Here is a 23,490-nt window from a genome sequence, read left to right as displayed (position 1 = left end):
TAAAACAAAAATTCTACTGAAAATTCAGTAGAATTTCGTAGATTTAGTATACTAAATTATTATCTTTGTGTCAAATCTGATATTATTTTATCTCTAATAATTCTATTTCAAAAATTAAAGTTGCATTGCCAGGTATAACAGTACCTGCACCTCTTTCGCCATAGCCTAATTCTGATGGAATTGTTAATTTTCTTTTTTCTCCAATTTTCATGCCAACTAAACCCAAATCCCAACCTTTAATAACTTCGCCTGCTCCAACTGTAAATTCAAATGGCTGATTATATTTGTAACTTGAATCAAATTCTTTGCCGTTTTCTAATGTTCCTTTGTAATGAACTGAAACAAGATCACCATTCTTGACTTGCTTATCACCTGTTCCTGGTTTCAAAATTTCAGATTTAAGACCATTAGCATCTCCTAATTTTGCATCTCCAACTTCGTTAGCTTCATTAGCTTTTTTTGGCTCGTTAACGCTTGCATTTACATTAGCATTCTCATTTTTAGCAACTTCTGTTTGATTTGTATTTTCTTGATTTTGATTTTCGTTTGTTGTTGTTTTGTTGTTCATTTTTGTAAAAATAAAAATTAAAATAATTGCGATGATAACGACTGCGATTGCGATGTAACTTTTTTTCATTAGATTTAATTAATTGACAAATTATTAGGTAAGATTATGATTAGTTTAGCTCATTCTAGAAAAGGAGAAGACGGATGCGCAAATGGACAGTCTCATGGAATATTGATTATGTCGATTGGCAGGCTTTTTTAAAATTAATGTTTTTATGCTTTTTGTTCTGTGCAGGTTACATTGCTTTTGGCCATTTTGTTCTTGGATTTCCTTTGCCTTAATCTTTTTCTCCACTAAACTTTTAAAGAATATTTTTTGCTCATTACTAAACGGTTCATACCGTTTTTTTATTTAGTAACGTTTTCTCCAGCCAAATATCCAGTACTCCAGCAAACTTGCAAATTATATCCGCCAGTTGGTCCATCTAAATCTAGGATTTCACCTGCAAAATATAAATTATTAATAATTTTTGATTTCATTGTCTTTGGATCAATTTCCTTCAAATCTATTCCGCCTGAAGTTACAATTGCTTTTTTGAAACCAGTTAGCCCCTGAACTTCTAGTTTAAATTCTTTTAATAAATGAATCAAGGTTTTTCTTTCTTCTTTGGTAATTGAATTTACTTTTTTATCTGGATTGATATTGGATAATTTAACAATTACTGGAATCAATTTTTGCGGTAAAAGTTTATTTAAGCTATTTTTAAATTCTTTATTATGGAATTCTTTGAAATCTCTTTGAATTCTTAAATCTAATTTTGGAAAATCTAGTGCTGGTTTAAAATCTATTTGCAAAACAACTTGTCCATTTTTTAGCAACTCTCCAATTTTTTTACTCATGTCTAAAATGATTGGTCCGCTCATTCCTTCATGAGTAAATAACGCTTCACCAAATCTTTCATCCTGCTTTTTGTTATTTTGGTAAACACTGATATTAACATTTTCTAAATTCAGACCTTGCAGATCTTTAATCAATTGTTCCTTAACTAGAATTGGAGTTAATGCTGGCTTTGGAGGAATTATATTATGCCCTAATTCTTTTGCAAATTCAAAGCCATCGCCTGTTGCGCCTGTTTCTGGATATGATTTTCCGCCAGTTGTTAATAAATAATTTTTGGCTATAAAATCGCCTTTTGATGTTTTGATTTTAATTATTCTGTTGCCTTCTTTAACAATTTTTAAAACTCTAGTGTCTGCTGATAATTGAACTTTGTTTCTGATCAAATATCTTTCTAATGCCATAACAACGTTTAATGCTGAACCAGTTGATGGAAAAACTCGATTGCCTCGCTCAACATTTGTTTTAATACCTAATTTATGAAAGAAATTTAATGTATCTTGAATGCTAAAATTATTTAAAGCTTTGTATAAAAATTTTCCGTTTTTGCCAAATTGGTTGATGAAATTTTTTGGATCATCTTCTTGATGAGTAATGTTGCATCTGCCTTTGCCTGTTAATAATAATTTTGCGCCAATTCTTGGATTTTTTTCAATCAAAAGTACGGAAAGACCTCTCTCGCCTGCTCTGCCAGCAGCTATGATTCCAGCTGGACCTGCACCAATTACTATTAAATCGTATTGTATTTTCATTTATGTTGAGATATTATTTTGTGTTTTCTGCGTTCATTTATGCGTTTTTCTGTGATTATATATTTACGCGGAATTGCGCGGAAGCTAACGCGGAAAATGCAGACATGCTACCTCATTTTATTTATAATTATTGTGAATCTTCAAATTCAAAAATTGTTTGCGAAATTTTGGCAATCGCTATTTCGGCAATATCTTGTTTTAATGTTTTTTTGGAATAGATGCTAATTACGTATGGTCGATGTTTCAAGTAAACTATGCCAACATCATTAGTTGTTTTTCCATAACTGCCAATTTTATGAGCAACAATGATATTTGCTGGAACACCGGCAACGATGCGATCATCATCAATCGAATTAATCATTAAATAAATTAACTTGTCTGTTGATTCTTTGGAAATGATCTCATTTTTATAAATTTTTTGCAGTAAAGATGACATCGCTTTTGGAGTTGTAGTATTGCTTGAAATATTCATTCCTGTGATTTTATAATTATTTAAGAAAGTCTGAATATTTGAGACTCCTAAATAATTAATTAAAATATTTGTCGCAACATTATCGCTTTTTTGAATCATTAACTCATTTAGATAGCTAATTTTGTATGATTTTCCTGGTTTTTCAAACTGCAAAATACCAGTACCATTTTCATAAAACCTTTTTTGGAAAATAAGTTTAGTATTTGGATTAATCTTACCTGATTCTATCTGACTATACAAATAGGCTGAAATAGCAACTTTGCAAGTGCTAGCCATAAAATATTGATTACTCTCTCTTGAACCATAACTTTTGTTGCTTTTTAAATCAATGACAGAATATCCATATTCTCCAGACAAATTTGTTAAATAATTCTCTAATGATTTTGTTGTTTGGGTCGGATCAATCTCCTTTGGCAATTGTACAGGTTTTGGCACTATTTCTTCTGACTTTGCTTCTGCTTCTTTTGTAATATTAATATCTTTTTTATTGAAATAATGCTCTTTAATTAATAAAGAGCTAATTGCCAAGACAAATAATGCCAAAAAACATTGGATTATTTTACGTCTGATAAATTTTGTTTTATCCTGAAGTTTATTTGAATTCATGAAATTTAAAGTATAGATTTTTCCTGATAATTAGCTTAGAATTTACGGTATATTATTATACCACATTACTAAAATTTTGCAATGCTTTTAGTAAATTTAAATTTTTACAAAATAAAAAGACTAATATGATGATACTAGTCTTTTTAAATTGAAAGCTTTTATTTGTTGAATAAGTCAATCAAAGCTCCGCCAAAAGTAAGAAGAACGATAAAAATTGCAATTCCTTGTGCAATTAAATAGAAAATCCAAACCAAAAATGCCTTGCCATAAGTGTCAATTTCAAATGATGCTTTAATAATGAAAATGACGATAATTGCACCTAAAATGAATCCTAAAACTGTGCCAACACCTGGAATGAATGACATTAACCATGAAATCATCCAAGTTGCAGCTGCTGCAGCAATAGCTGCTAAAATTGCTCTGCCGAATGTTGCTTTTTTTACACCGACGATTTTACCTCCAATCCAAAAGAAAAATGCGCTGATGACTGCGGCAATGGCTGCAGCTGCAAGCATGATCCCTAGGATTGATGCTAAGATTTCCATTTTGTTTTTATGTTAATTAATAAGTCGCTAATCATTTGCTGTTAAAAAAATTTATTCAATTTTTTGTAACTGCTAATTATTTGCTAATGATTAGTTAATAAATTGTTTTTAGGTTTTTTAATCTTTAACGAGAGAAAAACCATTATTATCCATGCACTAAAGATTGCAATGGTCATTGGTATTCCGACTTTTATTATTTCTGGAACAATATCAGACAAACTCCTTGTCAAAAATGGGAATCTTAAAATTAATTCTCCACTAGCTAAATGGTCTACAACTAAAACAATTACACCTCCCCAAAGCATTAATAATAGCCAATCGAAATGATATTTTAGACTAACTTTTTTTCTAACTGCAGTTGCAATAATTGCTGCAACAGTTGGTGCTACAAAACATGCCATAAATTAAAATTTAATTTTGTTTTATAGATAATTTTTATATATTTAGTATATCATTTTTTTTGGCAATTAAAAATGGTAATATTTTTTGTTGCAGCTTTTTTTATAATTTTAAAGTAATTTGAGAAAATCCAATCCAAGATATCCGACTTCAATATCAGTCAGCATACCACTTTGTAAATGCTGACGAAATTTTTTAATTGGCATTTCGACAATTTTAATAAATTCATTTTGATCTTTTTTAATATTTTTAACATCTTTTTTAATGCAATTAGTTGCAACAAAATTATATCTAATTAAAGTTGAATATGCATCGTCTAAGCTTTTGCCAATAAATTTTATTTTGCCAATATATCCTGTTTCTTCTAATAATTCTCTTTTAGCTGCATTTGCTGGTGTTTCGCCTTTGTCTATATAACCGCCTGGCAATTCTAATAATATTTTTTCTGGACCTGGACGAAATTGTTTTGCAAGTATTACTTTATTATTTTTTGTTATCGCTAAAATGCAAACAAATGGACCTTCTTTTTTTAAATCGAAATCGACTGCTTTGCCATTTGGAAATGCAAATTTTCTTCTAATCATTTTACGCCATTTTGATTTTTCTATACTTTTTTCGCTAATTTTATCCCAATTTATTTTCATGTTTTACTAATTTTTAAGTACAAAAACTCCGGGGCTTGGATTCGAACCAAGATAAGCAGCTTCAAAGGCTACTGTCCTACCATTAGACGACCCCGGAACGTTGCGAATTATAAATGCTAAATTATAAATGAAAAATTACTTTGAACTTAACATTACGAATATTTTATCCTTGCTTTAAAATATTGTCAAATATGATATACTAAAAATGTTAAAATATTAAGAAATAATTATGTGGACTTGCAAAAAATGCGGAAGGATTTTTGAAAAAACAGGACAACCTCATAGCTGCCAAAAAATTCCTCTTCAACAACATTTTAAAAATAAAGAAAAGGCTAAGAAAATTTTTGATTATTTTGTTGAACAAGTTAATAAAAAAGTTGGAAAATGCAAAATAATTTCTTTGCCGTGTTGCATACATTTATATGGCAATTATGATTTTGTCGCAATATTACCTAAAAAAGATGGTCTGGAAATAAGATTTGCTTTTGATAAGAAAATTAAAAAATTAAGATTGAAACAATGCGTTTTAATTTCTGCAAATTTTTATAAAATTTGCATAGATGTTCATGATCAAAAAGATATTAATGCAGAATTGATGAAATGGCTTAAACAATCCTATAATTTAAAAAATTAAAATATAAAAATATGGCATACATCGGAAAAAGAGAATTAAAACAAGCAATGAAAGGCTCAAAAACATCTTGGTCGCAAAGAGGCGGACAAACAGCAAAAAATATTCTAAAAGAAGCTCCAGGCTACAAGATGTCGACAAGTGAAACTGAGAGATTTCTTAAGGAAAAAGGCATGAGTGAATCCGGTGCCAAAAAGGTAATGAAAACTATTGAGCAACCAACTCAAGCAAAACAAGAAACTTTCAAAAAACCAGAAATGCCTTCAAGAGAAGTAAAAGGACAGGAGATACAAAAAGGCGAAATGCAAAAAGGTGGAATGAAAACTCCTGAATGGGTAGAAAAAGTTGAGCAACAAGGCGAGATATCTCAAACAGGAGCTTTTGGAAGACAAGTTGAAGAAGACGTTAGATTGCAGAAAGCTGGCCAACAACAGCAAGGCTTACAGAGACAGCCAAGTTCTGATGTTGATCGAAGTAGATATTCTCAAGAAGAAATTGATAGATTGGAACAAAGTGAACAAACAAAATATTTTGATAGAGCGTCTAAATCAAATCAATTTGAAAAGCTGGACAAAGCTGAAGAGGATAATGCAGCAAAAATTGACTCAATGCTTTCTGGCGGACAAGGAGGAGGCGGAGGTGAAACTGGCGGTGGCGGGACTGGAGGCGAAGAATAATTATCTACGCTGAGTCAAAAATTTTTGTGACAAAATTTTTGACGCAGAATTAATAATTTTTGATTGCAAAATTATTAATCGCAGAAAATGCAGAAAATATATCTAATGGTTATAAAAATTATATATTGTCTGTGAACGCAGAGACAGCAGCATTATAAAGATCTGCTGTTTTTTGTTTTTCTTTTTGGACGTTTTCTTTATTAATATTTTCTTGAACTTCTTTTGGCAAATCTTTCATCAAGATGAGCTTCGTTAATATTTTTGTATTAACTATTTTAGTAATTGCTTCCTCAAGTAAAATCTTGTTTTTCATTTCATGAATTATTTCTTGATGAAATGGATATGGACATGCAAGAGTTAAGAAATTATTTTCTAAACTGATTAATTTCAAAGTATTCAAAATGCCTGCTAAAGAATAATTTGCTTTTTTTATCTCGGCAATTATTTTCGGCCATTGTCCTTGAATTTTAGAAATATTCAAATCGCTAAATGGTTGATTTTGGCTTGGCAAGTTATTTTGAGTAATTGGTTTTGCAGCTTCATTATTATTTGCAACAACTGGCTTGGCAATTTCTGTTTTTGGTGTTTCGCTGATTATTGGTTTTGCTTGGCTAACAGTTTGCTGTTCTATTTTATTTTCGACAATAGGCTTTTGCAAATCTGGCGCTACTGGCAATTCTGGTTGTTGTTGAACATTTGTTTTTTCTGGCAAATTTTCAATAATTGCTAATTCAAGTGAAAGTTGGACAAATGGCGTATCGTTAATTTCTTTGCTTCTTTTTATTACTGAATCAATAAATTTTAATAAAAAAATCTGATCAATTTTTGAAGCTTGATCTTGCATTTTTTTTGTTTGCTCATCCGAAATACTAAATCCGGAAAGATTTGATAATTCTGGACTTACTTTCAATAACAATAATTTTCTTAAATAATCAATTAGATCTAAGCTGAATTGATTTAAATTAACGCCATTATCAACTAATTCATTAATTTGTTTAATTGCTGATTGGCAATCTTTGTTAATTATGAAATCAACAAACTTTGTTAAAATGATTTGATCAGTAATGCCTAATATTTCCTTAACTTTTTCATAAGTTAAATTGGAATCAGCAAATGCGGATAGACTGCTTAATAAACTTAAAGCATCTCTTGATGAACCGCTGGCATTTGCAGAAATTAATTTTAAAGAATTATCATCTATTTTAATATTCTCTTTTTCTGCAATAGTTTTTAAATGAGAAATTAGATTATCAATTGAAATCTTTCTTAAATCAAAGCGCTGACAACGAGATTTGATTGTATCTGGAACTTTAAAATGTTCGGTTGTTGCTAAAATAAAGAGAATGTGAGCTGGCGGTTCTTCCAATGTTTTAAGAAGCGCATTAAAAGCTTCTTTTGTTAACATGTGGACTTCATCAATAATGAAAACTTTAAATTTTAATTTTGATGGCGTAAATCTGGAAGCATCGCGAAGCTCTCGAATCTCATCAATACCTCGATTTGAAGCAGCATCAACTTCAATAATATCTAAAGAATTATTTTGGATTTCTTTGCAATTTTCGCATTTCAAACATGGCTCGCCTGTTTGTTTTAAATTTTCTAAATCTAAACAATTGACAGCTTTGGCAATAATCCTTGCCATTGTTGTTTTTCCTGTTCCTTTTGGACCACAAAAAAGATAGGCATGTTGCATTTTGCCCATCTTTAAAGAATTGATTAATGTTTGTGTAATATGATCCTGGCCGATAACCTCCTGAAATTTGCTCGGTCGGTATTTACGGTATAGAGCCAACATAATTAACAGTTAACAGTTAACATTTAACAGTTAACAATTGACTGATGTTAACTATTAAATACTAACTATTTTTTAATTTTTTGTAAAATCCTCCTAACTGTTTTGCTATACCTTGAGCCTGGTCAACAAGTTTCAAGTAGACCTCATTTGAAACATACTTACTTTCAAAAGCTATATCTAAACAAGCTACTACCTCATTAATTGATCCAAGAGAATTGCCTAAATATCTCTTGAAATCTTTATCCGATTCTTTTGCTGATCCTTCAGCAATATTTAAAACAATTGATAGTGCACTTCTTTTTAACTGACTAGTTAATTCATAAAGGCAATCTTTTGGAAATATCTTTGTAATATTATTTATATTTCTATAAAAAATTTTAGAATCTTTGTATACCTTAAAATTTCGGAACCTAAATGTTTTATCCCTCGTAAACATTTTTAGTTTGTTAACTGTTAAAAGTTAATTGTTAACTGTTTTCTTGAAAGCCCAAAATTTATAACCTGTGAAATTCCAAATCCATGAGACTGCAGTTGCTAAAAGAGCACCGATATTAGCCCATAGATGTTCGGTAATTCCAAATTGCGCGCCAATAACGTTTACAATCAAAGATGCGACTCCGACATTAACTCCAAAACCAATAACACTAATTAAAATGAATTTACCAAATTGAGCTGCTGGATTTTTTTCTTGACGGTCTTTGAATGTCCAGAATCTGTTGAAAAAATAACTGTTGATAACTGCGACAGTAAATGAAATACCTTTAAAAACTGAAAAATAAATTCCAGATGATTTGCTAGTCGAAAAAATTAAAATATTCAAAACGCCAAAATCAACAATAGTATTTATACCGCCAGTAACAACAAATTTAAAAAATTGATATACTGTTGGATATTTTTGAGTGATTTTATCTATGAAGTTCATAAGTAAAATTAATCTGCGTAATTTGTCATTATCTGTCTTAAATCTGTGAAAATCTGTTGCGTTAGATCTCTAAATCATCTGACAAAACAGCGTCACCATTATTTTTTTTGATGACATTTTCTACAGCAGCCCAAGTGCTTTCTTTATCTTTTGGAACAATAATTGTGACTTGATCGCCTTCTTCAGCTTTGAAATATGTCAAAGATGCTGTCAAACATTTGTATTTTTTATTTTCTGCATTAACTTTTATTTCACCATCTTCTTTGATAATCGTACCAATTATTTTCTTTCTCTCTATTGGACCAATTTGCTTGTACATAAATGTGCCGTCACCAGCAATTGTCAATTTCAAAACATCGCCTTCAACTAATTTTGATTTTGAAGCATAATTTGCAGGAATTGGATATTGTTTTTCATCAGGTCCAATCATGTTTTGTCCATCAAAAACACCTTCGATTATCTTGTCTTTTTCTAATATAGAAAGTTTCTTTGCTTTTTTCTTGAAATCATTATCTCTTTTTTCAAGCTGTTTGATCTCGGCAGAAGTTAATTCTTTTTTGTCTTCTAAAAGTCGCATTGCGCTTTGAATATTGCGCTCAGCGCTTTGAAGCATCTGTCGCAAAAATTCTAAGTCTACTGGTTTTTGATTTGACATATATTTGTTTTTATTTTATTTAAAGTATAATACGAATATACGAATTTATGCAAATGTTACAAATATGCGAATGTAATGGTTTTATTTTAGCATATTTATTAAAATAAGCAAGTATTTTTGATGAATAATGAATTATGAATAAAGAATAATGATTTCATGATTCGTAATTCTTGATTCATAATTCTCGCTATAAAGTTTTCTCTCCAGCTACTTCAAGTGCCTTTTTTTCGGCAACACCGATTTGAGCTCGTTCCATGATTTCTGATTCTACCATTGATCTGCTTCTGCCATATTGCAAGCGAGATAATTCTCGAACAGCATTAGCGATTTTTTGATTTGCTCCTTCTGATGGCGGATAAGTTCCCATTGTGAATGCTTTTGATTTTGCGCTTTCAATCATTAATCTGATATAAGCATGAAATTTTTCAATATTGATAACATCGTTTTCATTAAAAACTGGATCAAATTCTTTGGCAACGATTTCGGCATCTGCAACGCCGACTCTAAATGAACAGAAAGAACCGACATTGCCAAAGACAGCATCTCTAATTTTTTCTTCAAGCTGAGCAATATATTGATGTGCAACAATTAAGCTTAGTCGATATTTTCTAGCTTCAGACAGAATGGAGCCAAAGCTATCTGTTGCGAAATTTTGGAACTCATCAACATAAAGATAAAAATCTCGTCTTTCTTCTTCTGGAATATCAGCTCTTGAATATGCAGCCATTTGGATTTTTGAAACGATAATTAAACCAAGCAAAGATGAATTTGCTTCTCCCATTTTGCCTTTGGAAAGATTAACGAGCAAAACCTTGCCTTCATCCATTATTTTTCTTAAATCAAATGAAGAATGGCTTTGACCAATAATATTCCTCATCATTTCATTTTCAACGAAACGACCAACTTTTGAAATTAAATAACCGAGCATTTCAGATTTGTGGAAATCTGAGGTCTTTGCCATTTCTTTCTCCCAGAAAGCTTTAACAATTGGATCTTTTAATTTTGCAATCCATTCTTTTGCGTAATCATTGTCTGTAAACATACGAGGAATTTCTGCTAAAGTTCCTGGATTTTCTTTGTCAGACATCAATGTCAGCATGACATTACGCATGCTGTGCTCAAACATAGGACCAATCATTTCTGGAGGAAATAATTTATAGAAAATTGCCATCATTTCTTGAACAGCGAAATCTTTTTGATCTTCGGTCTTAAATTCAAGCATATTCAAACCCATTGGACGATTAATATCAAATGGCTCAAATAAAATAATATCATCAACTCTTTCTTTTGGAACAAAAGGTAAAATGCTTTCTACTAAATCGCCATGAGGATCAATAACGCAAAGTCCTTTGCCATTCTGAATATCTTGAATAATCATATTTGTAAGAAGATTTGACTTACCGACACCAGTTTGACCGATAATGTACATATGCCTTCTTCGATCATCATCTTTAATATGAATAGGAGTCTCAATTCCACGAAAAACATTTTTACCTAATAATAATCCTTCTTTTGGAGTGTTTGGAGGAGCTGGAGCATCTCTCGCTAATAGCCAATGAATATTTGGAGTCTCAGTAAATTTTGTTGGCAAATGAAATAATGAAGCTAATTCTTCGGTATTTAGAATGCATTTTCTCTTTTCATCAAAAGTTCGAAAAATGAAGCCTTGAACAACGTTTTTTGTGCTGACTTTTTTTTCTATAAATTTGTTAGCATTATTATCAACATATTGTGTATAAGCACCGACAATATTTCTTAAATTTGCTTCTGCTTTTGTTTCCATATCTGATGACGAAATAATTCTGATATTTGTTTCAAAGCCAAGCTTAGAAGATTTGATTTCCAATGCTTTTAATTGTTCTTGAATCATTGGAGAGAGCATTGTTTGTTCCATTTGTTGCTGTTGAGGATTCGTACCTGGCAAAATAGCTTGCTCTAAAACTGTAGATTTGCCTTCTTGTTTTCTTTTAAAAAGTTTACCAAAAAGACCTGCAGAAGCATATTCAAAAGTTTCACCTCGTTGCATTTTTCTGGCGATAAATGGACCTTTTTTCATCCAAGCCTTACTTGCTGGTCTAATTAAGTACTGAATTCCTGCGCCTTCTGTTTTTTCATCTAATTTGCTTAAGGCATTAGTAATTGCATTAAGAGGATCTGATTCTAGTGTTTGATAAGTCTTAATAGGTAAAAAATTTTGTTTTTCAGAAACTAACATTGTGCCTTTTACTTGGCTCTTTGGTTTGAAAATATTGTATTCGCCTTCTTCGGAAATGTAGGCTTTTGGATATTGAGAATGAATTGTTTTCTCTACATAATCTTTTAGTCTTCTTGGAGTTGAAACATAAAAACGAATTTCTCCATTGTGTGCAACAATTTCAAAAGCAACATATTCCTTGCCATAAAGTCCAGACATAAAACGATTTGATGCTGTCTCTATTGAATAAATATTTGCAAACATTGTTTCAGCAACAGAAATCATTTCTTTTTCTTCCTTTCTTGCTTCTTCCATGGCTTGCTTGCCTTCTTTTGGAACCGAGATAAGCAAAGTAATCATATTTAAAGAATGCGGAATGACATTTCTATTACGCATTACTGATAATAAAATGAAAATCAAAATTATTCCTAAAACAAAAAAACCGATAATAAAAATAATACCAAAATAAGACTGGTTAATTGAGCTAATTAAGCTTTGGATTTGATTTTGCATTTTTTAGATTTGTTTTATTTAAATTTTGCGTTTTTTCAACAATTGCTGATAAAGTTCATCTACTAGTGTATCATGGAATTCGTCTAAAAGATATGGATCTTTTAATTGTTTTGCAATGCTAAAAGAATATCGAACTCCTTTTTTAAATGCTAAATAGATCAAGGTCTTGACTTGTTGAGGCTTGTCCATAGTCATTACACTTTGGAGATCTTTGACTAAATCAGCATCAGTCATTGAAGGTGAAACAGTTTTTTGTTCTTTTGCTGGCGCTGTTTTTATTTCAGCGACTGCTTTTTCTGCTTGCTCTCTTTTTTCTAATTCTTCTTTTTGTTCAACTTGTTGTGTTGCTTCTTGTGGTGCTTCAGCTTTTTGAGTTGCAAGCATTTTTTCTTTTTCTTCAAGTTGAGCTTTTAGTTTTTCGATTTCCGATTCTACGTCTGGAGCTGTTTCGTGTTGTTTTGTTGCCATAGATAAATGTTAACTTACAAATATATTAACATATAATTAAAAATTGTTAAATTGCTTTATTGTTAATTGTTAGTTGGTTATTTTTTTTATTTTATTGTATAATTTATTTATTAAAATATAGGTAGAAGAAGAAAGTTAAATTCTTCTAAGATCAAATTTAAAATTAAAATAAAATTTTATGTCAACTGGTATTTGGGGAATTGTTTTTTTGGTTGTTGTTGCCTTAGGTTATTTAATTTGGATGAATCGCGATCGATTCAAAAGATCAGGAGGATCTAGTTATAAAATGCCTAAGGGCGGAGGAAAAACTCCAATTTTGGATTCTTATTCTAGAGATGTAACTACTGATGCCAGAGAAAAAAGATTGGATCCAGTCATTGACCGCGAATCTGAAATTGAAAGAATCACTCAAATATTATCTAGAAGAACAAAAAATAATCCAATTCTTTTAGGTAAAGCTGGCGTTGGAAAAACTGCAATTGTTGAAGGATTAGCGCAAAGAATTGTTGAGAAAAAAGTTCCAGAAAGTTTGCAAAACAAAAGAGTATTAGCTCTCAATGTTAGTAGTTTGATTGCTGGCACAAAATATAGAGGAGAATTTGAACAAAGATTAAGAAAAGTAATGGATGAATTAAAAGCTTCAAATAGAACAATTATTTTATTTATTGATGAAGTTCATCTTATTGTTCAATCAAAAGGCGCTGAAGGCGCTTTGGATCCTTCTGATATTATTAAGCCAGCATTAGCTCGTGGTGATCTGCAGGCTGTAGGTGCAACAACTTTGGATGAATATAATCAATACATAAAACCAGAAGCGAGTTTGGAGAGACGTTTTCAGCCTGTTATGGTTGAGCCACCTGATGTTGAAATGACAATTAGAATTTTAAATGGTCTAAAAAAAGTTTATGAAGATCATCATAAAGTAATTATTACTCCTGAAGCAATTGAGGCAGCTGCTAGATTATCTGATAAATATATCAAAAATAGATATCTGCCAGACAAAGCAATTGATCTAATTGATGAAGCTTCGGCAATGGTTAGATTGCAAGTTATTGATGCTCCTGGCAAAATTAAGCAACTTGAAGAAAAACTTTTGAAAGTTCAGCAACAAAGAGAAAAAACAACTTCTCCATTAGAAATTAAAAAATTATCTCAAAAAGAATTAGAGGTTAATGAAAAAATTGAAAGATTGCAATTGTCAGCACAAGAGGATAAAGCAGGAACAAAACTTCCTGAAATAAAAGCTATTGATATTGATGAAGTTTTGGAAGAATGGACTGGAAAAGAAATTAATGACTAAATAACAAAATAACTAAATAACAAAATTATGCCCGAAACACTAACACAAACAAAAACCAAAGTTCGTGTTGGCACTTTGATTGGCGTTCTATTTGCTGGTGCTGCGATGATGGCAGCAATGGGATATACTGTATATAAAGGCGCCTACAAAAATGAACAGATCATTCCACAATCAATTGTAAAGAAAAAAGCTAGCGGACCAAACATTAAAGATTTATTTCCTGTTTTGGTTTACAAAGCTGGCTGGCCAAGAAGTATCAGCGGTCTTCCATCAAGAACAACTGTTGGTGATATTGATGCTGACAAAAAGCCAGAAATTATTTTTGGGACAAATGAGCATTTAGTTTATGCTTTAAATGATGATGGATCCGAAGTTCCAAATTGGCCAATAAAAATTGATGAATATTTAGGTACATCAGTTCCAGCAATTGGAGATTTGGATTTGGATGGCAAGCTTGATGTTGTGATTTCAACAAACAAAGCTGTTTACGCGTTTAGCGGCAATGCTGATATTAAAAATGGTTTTCCAAAAACATTAGATAATTTGGCATCAGAAAGAACTCCTGTTATTTCTGATATTACTTCTGATAATAAAATGGAAATTGCTGCATTTGGCGATCGAATTATTTATGTCATATCTAATGCTGGCGAAATTGTGTCTGGCTGGCCAAAAGAAACAAGTGAAAAAATAAGTTCTGATTTAGCAACTGCCAATTTAGATTCTGACACAAAATCTGAAATTATTTTCACTTCTTTGTCTTCAGGAAAAAATGAGCTTTCTGTTTTAAAAAATAATGGACAAACATTATCTGGATATCCTAAAACAATTGATTCTGCTTCTGCTAATATGGAAGTTGTAATTGGAAATGTTACTAACAAGACTGACATGAATATTATTGTTAGTACAAAGGAAAAAGACATTTTAGTTTATTCAAAAACTGGAGAGCAATTACTGACAATAAATTTTGAAGATGGAGTTTCTGATTTAGCTCTTGGTGATGTTGATAATAATGAAATTGCCAATATTTCTTTTGCTAATAAATCTGGAGTACATGTCTTAGGCGAATTAGGATCCGAAATTAAGGGCTGGCCAAAAACTGCTGCACAGACAATAAAATATATTAATTTGGCGGATATTAATGATGATAAAAATATTGAAGTCTTAGGTACTTCTGATGATCGAATTTATGCTTGGAAAAATAATGGCGAAGAAATTAGAGATTCATGGCCATTAGCTACTGAATCAAAAGGTGGAAATTTTTTAACATATCCATCTTTATCTGATGTTGATAATAACAAGGTTTTGGAAGTTATTTCTAGCCTTTCTGATAGTTCCGTTTATATCTGGAATTTGTCTGATTTTTTTGATAAATCTGGAAAAGCAGAATGGCCGATGAAAAGAGCTGATGTCCGTAATTCTGGAAGTCTTTAATTTTCGTTTTGATTTTTAGAAATATTTTGGAATATTAGAAATTAGAATATTCGGATATTAGGAAATTCGGATATTACCACCCTACGGGTGGTCACCCAAAGGGTGAAATATTAGCCAGTTAAATACTGGCTTTTTTGATTTGACAAAAAAGTATTTTGATTATATAATTTTTTGATTGTTCTTTTGACAATAAAATGTATAGTCCAGAAGAGAGGGAGGATAAGGAACAATGAGCACAGGAACAATTGTTTTTGAAGTTATTATTTTTCTTGCTATGACAGTTGCAATTGTTCTAACCTACAAATATATTGCATCAAAAGTTAGACCTCTGATGACTGCTCTCGCTGACTATAATGCTGGTAAGAGAATAAGCGTAGATCAGCTTTATGAAACACATTCTCCGACTAATATCAAGCTTGCCATGGCATTTCTTATTTCTTGCGTTTGTACAGTAGCTGTCTCTTTTCACTCTCGGACCGCAACATATTTTTATAATTCACCATCTTGGCTGAATACCCTAATCATTGTATTTTTTGCGTTGATGTTTGGACTCCAGATACTTTGCCTTGCAGCTAAGAAAACGACACCACTGACGAAGTATGATCTATTCTTTATTTATCTTGAAACGTCATTTCATTGGATTATTGCGCTCGTAACAATAATTATCTTCATTGTGCTTAGTCTTCTGTTTTCCTAGCCACAAAGAAGGAGGGAGAGAGATGGCCAGAATCGCAATCATTGGCGGAGCAGTGTGCGGTGGTTTGGACAAAGAATTGGCGGAAAGAATTACGCAAAGATTGATTCAATTAGGACATTTAGTAGTTCATGGAGGTATCAACTCGGGTATTATGCAGGCTTGCTTCATTGGAGGCGGAACTGGAATCGTTTATCAGTCATTGCTTGAAAAAAAGATCACAACGCCTGGCTCAATCAATACAAGCTTGTTAAAACTTCAATTTCCTGGTTTTGAAGAAATTGATTTCGGACCTGCAATCAGACGGCAACTTTTGATTGATGCGCCAGATTTGGTGATTGCTTTTGAGGGCGGAATTGGAACATATGATGAACTTGTTGGCAGATTGAAGACAAAGAAAAAGCTTGTCATGATCGGAAATTTTAATCCGCATTTCTTGGCGCTTTTGACTTCTTCTGAATTTTCTGGAATTGATGTTGGAATGATTTTAAAGATCAAGAAAGGACGTCCTTTTGAATTAATTGAGGCAGAAATCGTTCATTTTTTGGAGGTTTAGAGACTATTATTGGTCTCTTTTTTTGTGCCTCACTCGAATGCGTTTTCGAATCTTACTAATTCTTTTTCGAATGCGCTATTTGTAAAATAATTTTAAAAATGATATTTTAAAGGTAGAAATCTATGACCCAACTTTAGTTGGGGTTTGGGCAACTTTAGTTGCAGCAAGAAACTCGACTGTGAACTAAAGTTCACCGAACCCCAGCAAAAGCTGGGTAGTAACCCTTAACCAAAACTATGCTAAAAATTTACAATACATTATCAAGAGAAATTGAAGAATTTAAACCATTAAAAGATAATCAAGTTGGTCTATATGTTTGCGGGCCGACTGTTTATAATTATGCTCAGATTGGTAATTTGCGGACTTATACTTTAGGAGACATTCTAAAGAGAGTTTTGCTTTATAATAATTTCAAAGTAAAACATGTCATGAATATTACTGATGTTGATGATAAAACTATTAAAGCAGCTAATGGCAATAAAAATGAATTGGCAAAATTGACAAAGAATTATGAAAATAAATTTTTTGAAGATTTAAAAGAATTAAATATAATCAAACCTGATGTTGTTACAAATGCAACAAAGTATATCGAAAAAATGGTTGATTTTATTCAGGTACTACTAGACAAAGGCTTTGCTTACAAGGTAGATGATGGATCTGTTTATTTCAAAATTAATAAGTTTAAAGATTATGGCAAACTCTCCCATCTTGATAAAGCAGGAATAAAAATTGGCGCGAGAGTAAATGTTGATGAATATGATAAAGATAATTTACGGGATTTTGTGCTATGGAAAAATTGGACAGAAAAAGATGGCGGAGTTTTTTGGGAGACAAAATTAGGCAAGGGGAGACCTGGCTGGCATATTGAATGTTCAACAATGGCTCAAGATGCTTTGGGAGACACAATTGATATTCATGCTGGTGCCGTTGATTTAATATTCCCCCATCACGAAAATGAAATTGCTCAATCAGAAAGTAAAACAGGAAAACCTTTGGCAAATTATTGGATTCATGGCGAGCATCTTTTAGCAGATGGCAAAAAAATGTCAAAAAGCTTGCACAATTTTTATACTCTAAATGACTTAAAAAAAGAATGCTTCTCCCCTCTTGACTTTAGATATTTATGTTTAACAGCGCATTATAGAACAAAATTAAATTTCAGCTGGTCTGGATTGAAATCTGCTCAAAATTCTTTGAATAAACTTCATGAAAGAATCGGTAAAATTAGTAAGATTGGTAAAATTGATAAAGAGTATGAGCTAAAATTTTTAGAGGCTGTAAATGATGATTTAAATATGCCAAAGGCTTTGGTTGTTGTTTGGGAAATGCTAAAGTCTGATTTAGATGATGGAATTAAAAAAGCAACTCTAATTGATTTTGATAAAGTTTTGGGATTAAATTTAAAAAAGATTGAAAAAATTGATGTTCCGGAATTTGTAAACAGATTAGTAGAAGAACGTGAATTTGCCCGTCAAAATAAGGATTGGAAAAAAGCCGATGAATTGCGAAGCAAAATTATAGAAGCAGGATTTGAAATTGAAGATACTGAAAAAGGAGCAAAGATAACAAGATCTTGATAATTTATTAAAAAAGAGCTATTATTATTAAAGCTCTTTTTTGATGGCCGGAAAACCAGGCCAAGGAGGAAGCGATGGGATCGAAGACGCCAATTCAAGAAATGCGTCAAAAGCTTGCTCTTTATAACAAATTAGCAAAAAAGATTGGACATCTTGGGATATCTGATCTTACGGGTAATGAACTCGAGTTCACAGTGTTATGTCTCGACGGTTATATTAGGAAGATTGAAAAATTTTCATCAGATGGTGTTGTTTATATTGTTCTGAGAAAAAAAGATGCTCAGCTTAATTGCAAAGAAAAAACTGATGCTTCGCCAGGCACTACTGGAATAATTATTCAAACGGTGACACTAGAGAAATGGAATGAAATAACTTGTAATGGTAAATTTTTGGGCACGTCTAAAACTGGCCATGATTATGACAAAGATGATTATGTTTATGCTCTTTATGTAGATCCAAATCCCTGGGAAGATGTCTTTGGAAGGTAAATTTTTGTGCACGTCTTAAAACTGAATATGATTATGACAAAGATGATTTTGTTTATGCTTTTTACGAAGATCCTTGATGATTCTCTTTTTGAGAATTTTTTTATACCATAATTATCCTCAACCTTAAGGGAACTTATAAAGATAACAAAATCTTGATATTTTATTAAAAAAGAGCTATTATGATTAATGCTTTTTTTGATGGCCGGAAAACCAGGCCAAGGAGGAGAAAGACATGGCAAAGGTGCTCAATCCTTTTACGTATAAAAGTGGCTTGTCTGATTCTGCCACAGGTGTAACTTGCGTGACTGAAAAGGTTGTTGACGTTACTGAGGATTGTCCAAAAGCTGGTGCAGAAAGCCGTTCCATTTTTATTTACACTCGCGAAAAGCGTCGTGGTCGCATTGTAAAAATGGTATGCCCATGCAAAGACGAAAAGCAAATGGGAGCCTGCCTTCATTTCTTTATTGATGAATTGAGTCGTCAGATGAATGTTGACTCTCGTCATGACACATTTGGTTCTTGGGCAACGAGGCTTGGACTCGATAAGACTCAGCTTCTCAACCTCATTGTAATGCACGCGCCTTCTGCCTAAACATAATCATGTTCTTTATTTAGATCCTTCTGGATCTTTTTTTATTATTAAATTATCCTCAACTTTGAGGATTGTTTTTTTATGTTAAAATGATATATTGATATGAATACATTGTAATTTAATTTCACGTAATCGCTGGTTGCAGAATCCTTTCTGCAACCACTTAATAATCGTTGATGTGGTTTCAGAGAGGACTCTGAAACCAGCCATAACGAGATGTATTGTTATATCATGGAAAACCAAAACGACGTTGTTGAAAAATTGCCACCAAGAAACAAAGAAGCTGAAAAATCTGTTTTAGGCTCTCTTTTGATTGATAAAGATGCGATTATCAAAGTCTCTGATTTTTTGCGGTCTGAAGATTTTTATGAAGAAAAGAATAGCATGATTTTTTCTTCAATGCTTGAGTTGTACGAAAAAAGAGAACCAATTGATGTGGTAAGTTTGGCGAACTCTTTAACTGACAAAGGACATTTGGATTTAATTGGCGGAAGAAGCTATCTTGTTTCTCTTGCAAACATTGTGCCAACAGCTGGAAATATTATTCATTATGCTAAAATAGTTCAGAGAAAATCAACCTTAAGAAAATTGATTACTGCAGCTGGCGATATTTCAAGATTAGGTTATCAAGAAGGAAAAGATATAGAAAAATTATTGGATGAAGCTGAACAAAAATTATTTGGCATTTCTCAAAAATATTTAAAACAAAATTTTATTGTTATTAAAGATGTTTTAACTGATGCTTTTGAGAGAATTGATGAATTGCATCGAGATGGCAGTAAATTGCGTGGAATTCCAACTGGCTTTCCAGATCTTGATAATGTATTGGCTGGATTTCAGCGATCTGATTTGATTATTTTAGCTGCTAGACCTAGTATGGGAAAATGCGTTACAGCAGATACGGAAATAATTGATCCTGAAACAGGCAGTATGTTAACAATTGAAAAGGCATACAAAGAAAAATTAAGAAATATTTTGACTCTAAATAATGAGTTAAAAATACAGAAAACTGAAATTAGCAATTATTTGGATGATCATATAAAACCAGTTTATGAAATTGAAACAGCGCTTGGATATAAAATCAAGACAACTTTGACGCATCCTTTTTTGACAATTGACGGATGGAAGCCATTATTAAAATTAAAAGCTGGTCAGCGGATTGGTCGTCCTAGAGTCATTCCGATATTTGGTAAAAAAAGTCTTGAATCTCATAAAGTTAAATGCCTTGCTTATTTTATTGCTGATGGTGGTTTAACAACACACTGCCCTATTTTTACAAACAATAATAAAAAGATAATTTCTGATTTTCAAAATTCAGTTACTAAATTTCCTAATGTGAAATTTATGTTATCTGATTTTAACGGAAAAAGAACTCCAAGTTTTAGAGTTTCTAGTACGAAAATTAAAGATAAGCAAAAAATAAAAAAGTTTGGCGAATTGCTAAAAACATTTGTTATAAAAACAAATCAAAAACAAATGGATATTGAAAAAAGTATTGGTTTAAGCCACGCGGGTTTTTCAGCTATTATCAATGGTCATTGGTTGCCAACATGTGAAACTTTAAAAAGTATATTAGATTATTTAAAATTGCCGCTTAAAACTCAAAACCAAATTAAAAAGTTGCGTAATGAATTGGAAGATAGTAATTCTGTTACTAAGTGGTTAAAACAATTAGATCTAATGGGTAAATCAGCTGGCAATAAGTTCGTACCAGAGATTATATTTAGCTTAAAAAAAGAATTTGTTGCATTATTTTTGAATCGCCTATTCTCTTGTGATGGCTCTGCTTATTTAGGCAAAAATAATTATGGATTATCCTATTCATCAATATCGGAAAAATTAATAAAACAAATCCAACATTTATTATTGAGATTTGGCATAATAAGCAAATTAAGAATTAAAAAAATTAAATATAATAATGAAGTAAGAACTGCTTTTGAAATAGAAATAAGGAATAAAGAAAATATTAGCAGATTTGCAAAAGAAATTGGAATTTTTGGCAAAGAAAAACAGCTTGCAAAATTAGAAAAATTCGTAAATAAAAAAACATCTGGCTGGACTTATGATACTCTGCCAATTGAGGTTTGGCATTTAGTCAAAAAAGCGAAAGGCAAAAAAACATGGCAAGAAATTTATAAAAAATTAAATTTGCCGTTAACTCATAATATTCATGCTTTTAGACGAAATCCAAGAAGAGAAACTATTAAAAAATTAGCAACAGTTTTAAAATCAAAAAAGCTTTTAGAATTAGCTGAAAGCGACATAGTTTGGGATAAAATAAAAAGTATAAAATATATTGGCAAAAAACAAGTTTATGATTTATCAATAAATTCAACGCACAATTTTATCGCTAATGATTTTTTGGTACATAATACATCTCTTGCTCTTGATTTTGCTAAAAATATTGCCAAGCAAAAGATTCCAGTTGGCATATTCAGTCTTGAAATGTCAAAAGAACAATTGGTTGATAGAATATTATGTTCTGAAGCGAATGTTGATTTGTGGAGAATGAGAACTGGAAAACTTTCTGATCGCGAAGAAGATGATGATTTTCCAAGAATTGGACATGCAATGGGCGTCTTATCAGAAGCGCCATTATTCATTGATGACTCCCCTTCTTCAAACATTATGGAAATCAGAACAAAAGCAAGAAGATTGCATGCTGAACATGGATTAGGTTTTTTGGTTGTTGATTATTTGCAGTTGATGGAAGGAAGAAATACAGAAAGCAGAGTTCAAGAGGTTTCAGAAATATCTAGAGCGCTAAAAGGTATTGCTCGCGAACTCAATGTGCCAGTACTGGCATTATCGCAGTTGTCTCGTGCTGTAGAAAATAGAACTCCGCAGATACCACAATTGTCAGATTTAAGAGAAAGTGGTAGTATTGAACAAGATGCTGATGTTGTTATGTTTATTTATCGCGAAGAAGTTTATAAAAAAGATACAGATCGAAAACATATTGCAGAAATTCATATTAAAAAACATAGAAATGGACCAACAGGAGTTGTTGATTTATTCTTTGAACAAAATGTAGCGAGTTTTAGAAATCTGGAGAAAAGACGCGAAATATAAAAGTTATAAAGTTCTTAAAGTTATAAAGTTTATAAAGTAATTTTTAAAATAATGTTTGAGCAGCTAAAAAATTTAGCTAGTTTAAGAAAACAAGCTAGCGAAATGAAAAGACAATTAGAATCAGAATTAATAACTGGCGAGGCATTAAATGGCCAAGTAAAAATTTCAATGGATGGCAGTCAGAAAATTAAAGAAGTTTTTATTGACGAATCATTGTTAGTTGCTGGTAATCAAGACAAATTGCAAAACGCAATCAAAGATGCTTTTTCAAAAGCAAACAAAGAATTGCAAGCTATGATGATGAGAAAAATGCAATCTGGTGAAATCCAAATGCCACAAATGTAGAACTAAAAGATACAAGAAACAAACAATATTCAATATCCAAATTATAATAACCAAACTAGCTAGTGTTAAAAGTGTTTGGTTATTGATTTTTTGAATTTGTAATTTGTTTGTATCTTGTTTCTTGTATCTTAATTGTTATTTATTTATGAACATACTCCCAATACCATTACAAAATTTAATAATTGAATTTTCCAAACTTCCTGGCATTGGTCCTAAAACTGCTTCTAGGCTTTCTTTTTATTTATTAAAATCCAATGCTTCTGATGTTGAATCTTTTGCAAAAGCCTTATCTGAATTAAAAAGGACTGTAACTTTCTGTTCTTGCTGTTTTAATTTGACTGAAAAAAATCCTTGCCCGATCTGTTCTGATTTTAGACGCGATAAATCTTTGATTTGCGTTGTTGAAGAACCAATGGATATTGTAGCGATTAATTCTTCTGGCGAATTCAATGGTCAATATCATGTCTTGCATGGCTCAATTTCTCCGATAAATAATGTCGGTCCTGAAGATCTTAGAATTAATGAATTGCTGAATCGCTTAAAACAAAATCCAGAAACAAAAGAAATTATATTGGCAACTAACCCAAATCTTGAGGGTGAAGCAACAGCAATGTATATTGCAAAATTAGTAAAACCATTAGGTATAAAAACGACAAGAATTGCTCGCGGTCTTCCTTCTGGCGGAGATTTGGAATATGCTGATGAAGTGACTTTAAGTAATGCGATGAAAGGAAGAAAAGAATACTAGCGTTAATTT

The 23,490-nt window shown here is 31.6% G+C and carries 24 protein-coding genes and 1 tRNA gene; 12 read left to right on the top strand and 13 right to left on the bottom strand.

Going from position 1 to position 23,490, the window contains the following annotated elements:
- Positions 1-82: 82 nt before the first annotated feature.
- The 7 genes from WC663_02595 to WC663_02565 all read right to left on the bottom strand — a co-directional run bounded on the left by WC663_02595 (position 83) and on the right by WC663_02565 (position 4,920).
- Positions 83-568, bottom strand: coding sequence for an FKBP-type peptidyl-prolyl cis-trans isomerase (locus WC663_02595; GenBank protein ID MFA6296215.1), 486 nt, complete (start codon positions 566-568; stop codon positions 83-85).
- Positions 569-915: 347 nt separating this feature from the next.
- On the bottom strand, positions 916-2,157 hold the full coding sequence (locus tag WC663_02590) for an NAD(P)/FAD-dependent oxidoreductase (GenBank protein ID MFA6296214.1): 1,242 nt from the start codon (positions 2,155-2,157) through the stop codon (positions 916-918).
- Between the two features lie 127 nt (positions 2,158-2,284).
- Complete coding sequence (locus WC663_02585) at positions 2,285-3,235, bottom strand: serine hydrolase (GenBank protein MFA6296213.1); 951 nt, start codon at positions 3,233-3,235, stop codon at positions 2,285-2,287.
- A 158-nt stretch (positions 3,236-3,393) separates the two neighbouring features.
- Positions 3,394-3,780, bottom strand: coding sequence for a hypothetical protein (locus WC663_02580; protein ID MFA6296212.1), 387 nt, complete (start codon positions 3,778-3,780; stop codon positions 3,394-3,396).
- An 83-nt stretch (positions 3,781-3,863) separates the two neighbouring features.
- The gene (locus WC663_02575; protein MFA6296211.1) at positions 3,864-4,181 is read right to left on the bottom strand and encodes a hypothetical protein; all 318 of its coding nucleotides are present in this window, start codon (positions 4,179-4,181) and stop codon (positions 3,864-3,866) included.
- 108 nt (positions 4,182-4,289) lie between these two features.
- Positions 4,290-4,823, bottom strand: coding sequence for an NUDIX hydrolase (locus WC663_02570; GenBank protein MFA6296210.1), 534 nt, complete (start codon positions 4,821-4,823; stop codon positions 4,290-4,292).
- 26 nt (positions 4,824-4,849) lie between these two features.
- Positions 4,850-4,920, bottom strand: a tRNA-Gln gene (locus WC663_02565).
- A 132-nt stretch (positions 4,921-5,052) separates the two neighbouring features.
- Between WC663_02565 and WC663_02560 the strand changes: the two genes are divergently transcribed.
- Together WC663_02560 and WC663_02555 are read left to right on the top strand one after the other, a co-directional pair.
- Complete coding sequence (locus WC663_02560; GenBank protein MFA6296209.1) at positions 5,053-5,457, top strand: DUF5655 domain-containing protein; 405 nt, start codon at positions 5,053-5,055, stop codon at positions 5,455-5,457.
- Between the two features lie 11 nt (positions 5,458-5,468).
- Positions 5,469-6,131 (top strand): hypothetical protein, encoded by a 663-nt coding sequence (locus WC663_02555; protein ID MFA6296208.1) that lies wholly within the window; start codon positions 5,469-5,471, stop codon positions 6,129-6,131.
- 118 nt (positions 6,132-6,249) lie between these two features.
- Here WC663_02555 and dnaX read toward each other — a convergent pair whose 3' ends face one another.
- From dnaX to WC663_02525, 6 genes are all read right to left on the bottom strand, one after another.
- Positions 6,250-7,926, bottom strand: a complete 1,677-nt coding sequence (gene dnaX, locus WC663_02550) for a DNA polymerase III subunit gamma/tau (GenBank protein ID MFA6296207.1) — start codon at positions 7,924-7,926, stop codon at positions 6,250-6,252.
- Between the two features lie 61 nt (positions 7,927-7,987).
- Complete coding sequence (locus tag WC663_02545; GenBank protein MFA6296206.1) at positions 7,988-8,362, bottom strand: four helix bundle protein; 375 nt, start codon at positions 8,360-8,362, stop codon at positions 7,988-7,990.
- A 24-nt stretch (positions 8,363-8,386) separates the two neighbouring features.
- Positions 8,387-8,848 (bottom strand): GtrA family protein, encoded by a 462-nt coding sequence (locus WC663_02540; protein MFA6296205.1) that lies wholly within the window; start codon positions 8,846-8,848, stop codon positions 8,387-8,389.
- A 61-nt stretch (positions 8,849-8,909) separates the two neighbouring features.
- On the bottom strand, positions 8,910-9,503 hold the full coding sequence (locus WC663_02535; protein ID MFA6296204.1) for a hypothetical protein: 594 nt from the start codon (positions 9,501-9,503) through the stop codon (positions 8,910-8,912).
- A 187-nt stretch (positions 9,504-9,690) separates the two neighbouring features.
- Positions 9,691-12,210, bottom strand: coding sequence for a type IV secretion system DNA-binding domain-containing protein (locus WC663_02530; GenBank protein ID MFA6296203.1), 2,520 nt, complete (start codon positions 12,208-12,210; stop codon positions 9,691-9,693).
- An 18-nt stretch (positions 12,211-12,228) separates the two neighbouring features.
- Positions 12,229-12,678 carry a hypothetical protein gene (locus tag WC663_02525; protein MFA6296202.1) on the bottom strand — a complete coding sequence of 150 codons (450 nt, stop codon included), beginning with the start codon at positions 12,676-12,678 and terminating at the stop codon, positions 12,229-12,231.
- Between the two features lie 178 nt (positions 12,679-12,856).
- Here WC663_02525 and WC663_02520 point away from each other — a divergent pair, with 178 nt between their 5' ends.
- The 10 genes from WC663_02520 to recR all read left to right on the top strand — a co-directional run bounded on the left by WC663_02520 (position 12,857) and on the right by recR (position 23,481).
- Positions 12,857-13,978 (top strand): AAA family ATPase, encoded by a 1,122-nt coding sequence (locus WC663_02520; protein MFA6296201.1) that lies wholly within the window; start codon positions 12,857-12,859, stop codon positions 13,976-13,978.
- A 27-nt stretch (positions 13,979-14,005) separates the two neighbouring features.
- Positions 14,006-15,409 carry a VCBS repeat-containing protein gene (locus tag WC663_02515; protein MFA6296200.1) on the top strand — a complete coding sequence of 468 codons (1,404 nt, stop codon included), beginning with the start codon at positions 14,006-14,008 and terminating at the stop codon, positions 15,407-15,409.
- A gap of 229 nt (positions 15,410-15,638) precedes the next feature.
- The gene (locus WC663_02510; protein ID MFA6296199.1) at positions 15,639-16,106 is read left to right on the top strand and encodes a hypothetical protein; all 468 of its coding nucleotides are present in this window, start codon (positions 15,639-15,641) and stop codon (positions 16,104-16,106) included.
- 22 nt (positions 16,107-16,128) lie between these two features.
- Entirely contained in the window at positions 16,129-16,659 is a 531-nt protein-coding gene (locus WC663_02505; GenBank protein MFA6296198.1) for a hypothetical protein, read from the top strand.
- A gap of 236 nt (positions 16,660-16,895) precedes the next feature.
- Positions 16,896-18,236 carry a cysteine--tRNA ligase gene (gene cysS / locus WC663_02500; GenBank protein MFA6296197.1) on the top strand — a complete coding sequence of 447 codons (1,341 nt, stop codon included), beginning with the start codon at positions 16,896-16,898 and terminating at the stop codon, positions 18,234-18,236.
- Positions 18,237-18,310: 74 nt separating this feature from the next.
- Positions 18,311-18,724 carry a hypothetical protein gene (locus tag WC663_02495; protein MFA6296196.1) on the top strand — a complete coding sequence of 138 codons (414 nt, stop codon included), beginning with the start codon at positions 18,311-18,313 and terminating at the stop codon, positions 18,722-18,724.
- Positions 18,725-18,995: 271 nt separating this feature from the next.
- On the top strand, positions 18,996-19,316 hold the full coding sequence (locus tag WC663_02490; GenBank protein ID MFA6296195.1) for a hypothetical protein: 321 nt from the start codon (positions 18,996-18,998) through the stop codon (positions 19,314-19,316).
- A 231-nt stretch (positions 19,317-19,547) separates the two neighbouring features.
- Positions 19,548-22,388: a replicative DNA helicase gene (dnaB, locus tag WC663_02485; GenBank protein ID MFA6296194.1), complete on the top strand. Its 2,841-nt coding sequence runs from the start codon at positions 19,548-19,550 to the stop codon at positions 22,386-22,388.
- A gap of 51 nt (positions 22,389-22,439) precedes the next feature.
- Positions 22,440-22,733, top strand: a complete 294-nt coding sequence (locus WC663_02480) for a YbaB/EbfC family nucleoid-associated protein (GenBank protein MFA6296193.1) — start codon at positions 22,440-22,442, stop codon at positions 22,731-22,733.
- Between the two features lie 145 nt (positions 22,734-22,878).
- Positions 22,879-23,481 (top strand): recombination mediator RecR, encoded by a 603-nt coding sequence (recR, locus tag WC663_02475; protein ID MFA6296192.1) that lies wholly within the window; start codon positions 22,879-22,881, stop codon positions 23,479-23,481.
- Positions 23,482-23,490: the final 9 nt, after the last annotated feature.

It is taken from the genome of Patescibacteria group bacterium (assembly GCA_041662665.1).
GTDB lineage: Bacteria > Patescibacteriota > JABMPQ01 > JABMPQ01 > JAQVVF01 > JAQVVF01.
This window is presented reverse-complemented; position numbering and strand designations above follow the sequence as displayed.

Coding starts and splice junctions, on each gene's coding strand:
- WC663_02535 (MFA6296204.1), bottom strand. CDS start 9,503: ATGTCAAATCAAAAACCAGTAGACTTAGAATTTTTGCGACAGATGCTT.
- WC663_02540 (MFA6296205.1), bottom strand. CDS start 8,848: ATGAACTTCATAGATAAAATCACTCAAAAATATCCAACAGTATATCAA.
- recR (MFA6296192.1), top strand. CDS start 22,879: ATGAACATACTCCCAATACCATTACAAAATTTAATAATTGAATTTTCC.
- WC663_02505 (MFA6296198.1), top strand. CDS start 16,129: ATGGCCAGAATCGCAATCATTGGCGGAGCAGTGTGCGGTGGTTTGGAC.
- cysS (MFA6296197.1), top strand. CDS start 16,896: ATGCTAAAAATTTACAATACATTATCAAGAGAAATTGAAGAATTTAAA.
- WC663_02575 (MFA6296211.1), bottom strand. CDS start 4,181: ATGGCATGTTTTGTAGCACCAACTGTTGCAGCAATTATTGCAACTGCA.
- WC663_02560 (MFA6296209.1), top strand. CDS start 5,053: ATGTGGACTTGCAAAAAATGCGGAAGGATTTTTGAAAAAACAGGACAA.
- WC663_02585 (MFA6296213.1), bottom strand. CDS start 3,235: ATGAATTCAAATAAACTTCAGGATAAAACAAAATTTATCAGACGTAAA.
- WC663_02515 (MFA6296200.1), top strand. CDS start 14,006: ATGCCCGAAACACTAACACAAACAAAAACCAAAGTTCGTGTTGGCACT.
- WC663_02580 (MFA6296212.1), bottom strand. CDS start 3,780: ATGGAAATCTTAGCATCAATCCTAGGGATCATGCTTGCAGCTGCAGCC.
- dnaB (MFA6296194.1), top strand. CDS start 19,548: ATGGAAAACCAAAACGACGTTGTTGAAAAATTGCCACCAAGAAACAAA.
- WC663_02480 (MFA6296193.1), top strand. CDS start 22,440: ATGTTTGAGCAGCTAAAAAATTTAGCTAGTTTAAGAAAACAAGCTAGC.
- WC663_02495 (MFA6296196.1), top strand. CDS start 18,311: ATGGGATCGAAGACGCCAATTCAAGAAATGCGTCAAAAGCTTGCTCTT.
- WC663_02510 (MFA6296199.1), top strand. CDS start 15,639: ATGAGCACAGGAACAATTGTTTTTGAAGTTATTATTTTTCTTGCTATG.
- WC663_02545 (MFA6296206.1), bottom strand. CDS start 8,362: ATGTTTACGAGGGATAAAACATTTAGGTTCCGAAATTTTAAGGTATAC.
- WC663_02590 (MFA6296214.1), bottom strand. CDS start 2,157: ATGAAAATACAATACGATTTAATAGTAATTGGTGCAGGTCCAGCTGGA.
- WC663_02525 (MFA6296202.1), bottom strand. CDS start 12,678: ATGGCAACAAAACAACACGAAACAGCTCCAGACGTAGAATCGGAAATC.
- WC663_02520 (MFA6296201.1), top strand. CDS start 12,857: ATGTCAACTGGTATTTGGGGAATTGTTTTTTTGGTTGTTGTTGCCTTA.
- dnaX (MFA6296207.1), bottom strand. CDS start 7,926: ATGTTGGCTCTATACCGTAAATACCGACCGAGCAAATTTCAGGAGGTT.
- WC663_02530 (MFA6296203.1), bottom strand. CDS start 12,210: ATGCAAAATCAAATCCAAAGCTTAATTAGCTCAATTAACCAGTCTTAT.
- WC663_02570 (MFA6296210.1), bottom strand. CDS start 4,823: ATGAAAATAAATTGGGATAAAATTAGCGAAAAAAGTATAGAAAAATCA.
- WC663_02555 (MFA6296208.1), top strand. CDS start 5,469: ATGGCATACATCGGAAAAAGAGAATTAAAACAAGCAATGAAAGGCTCA.
- WC663_02595 (MFA6296215.1), bottom strand. CDS start 568: ATGAACAACAAAACAACAACAAACGAAAATCAAAATCAAGAAAATACA.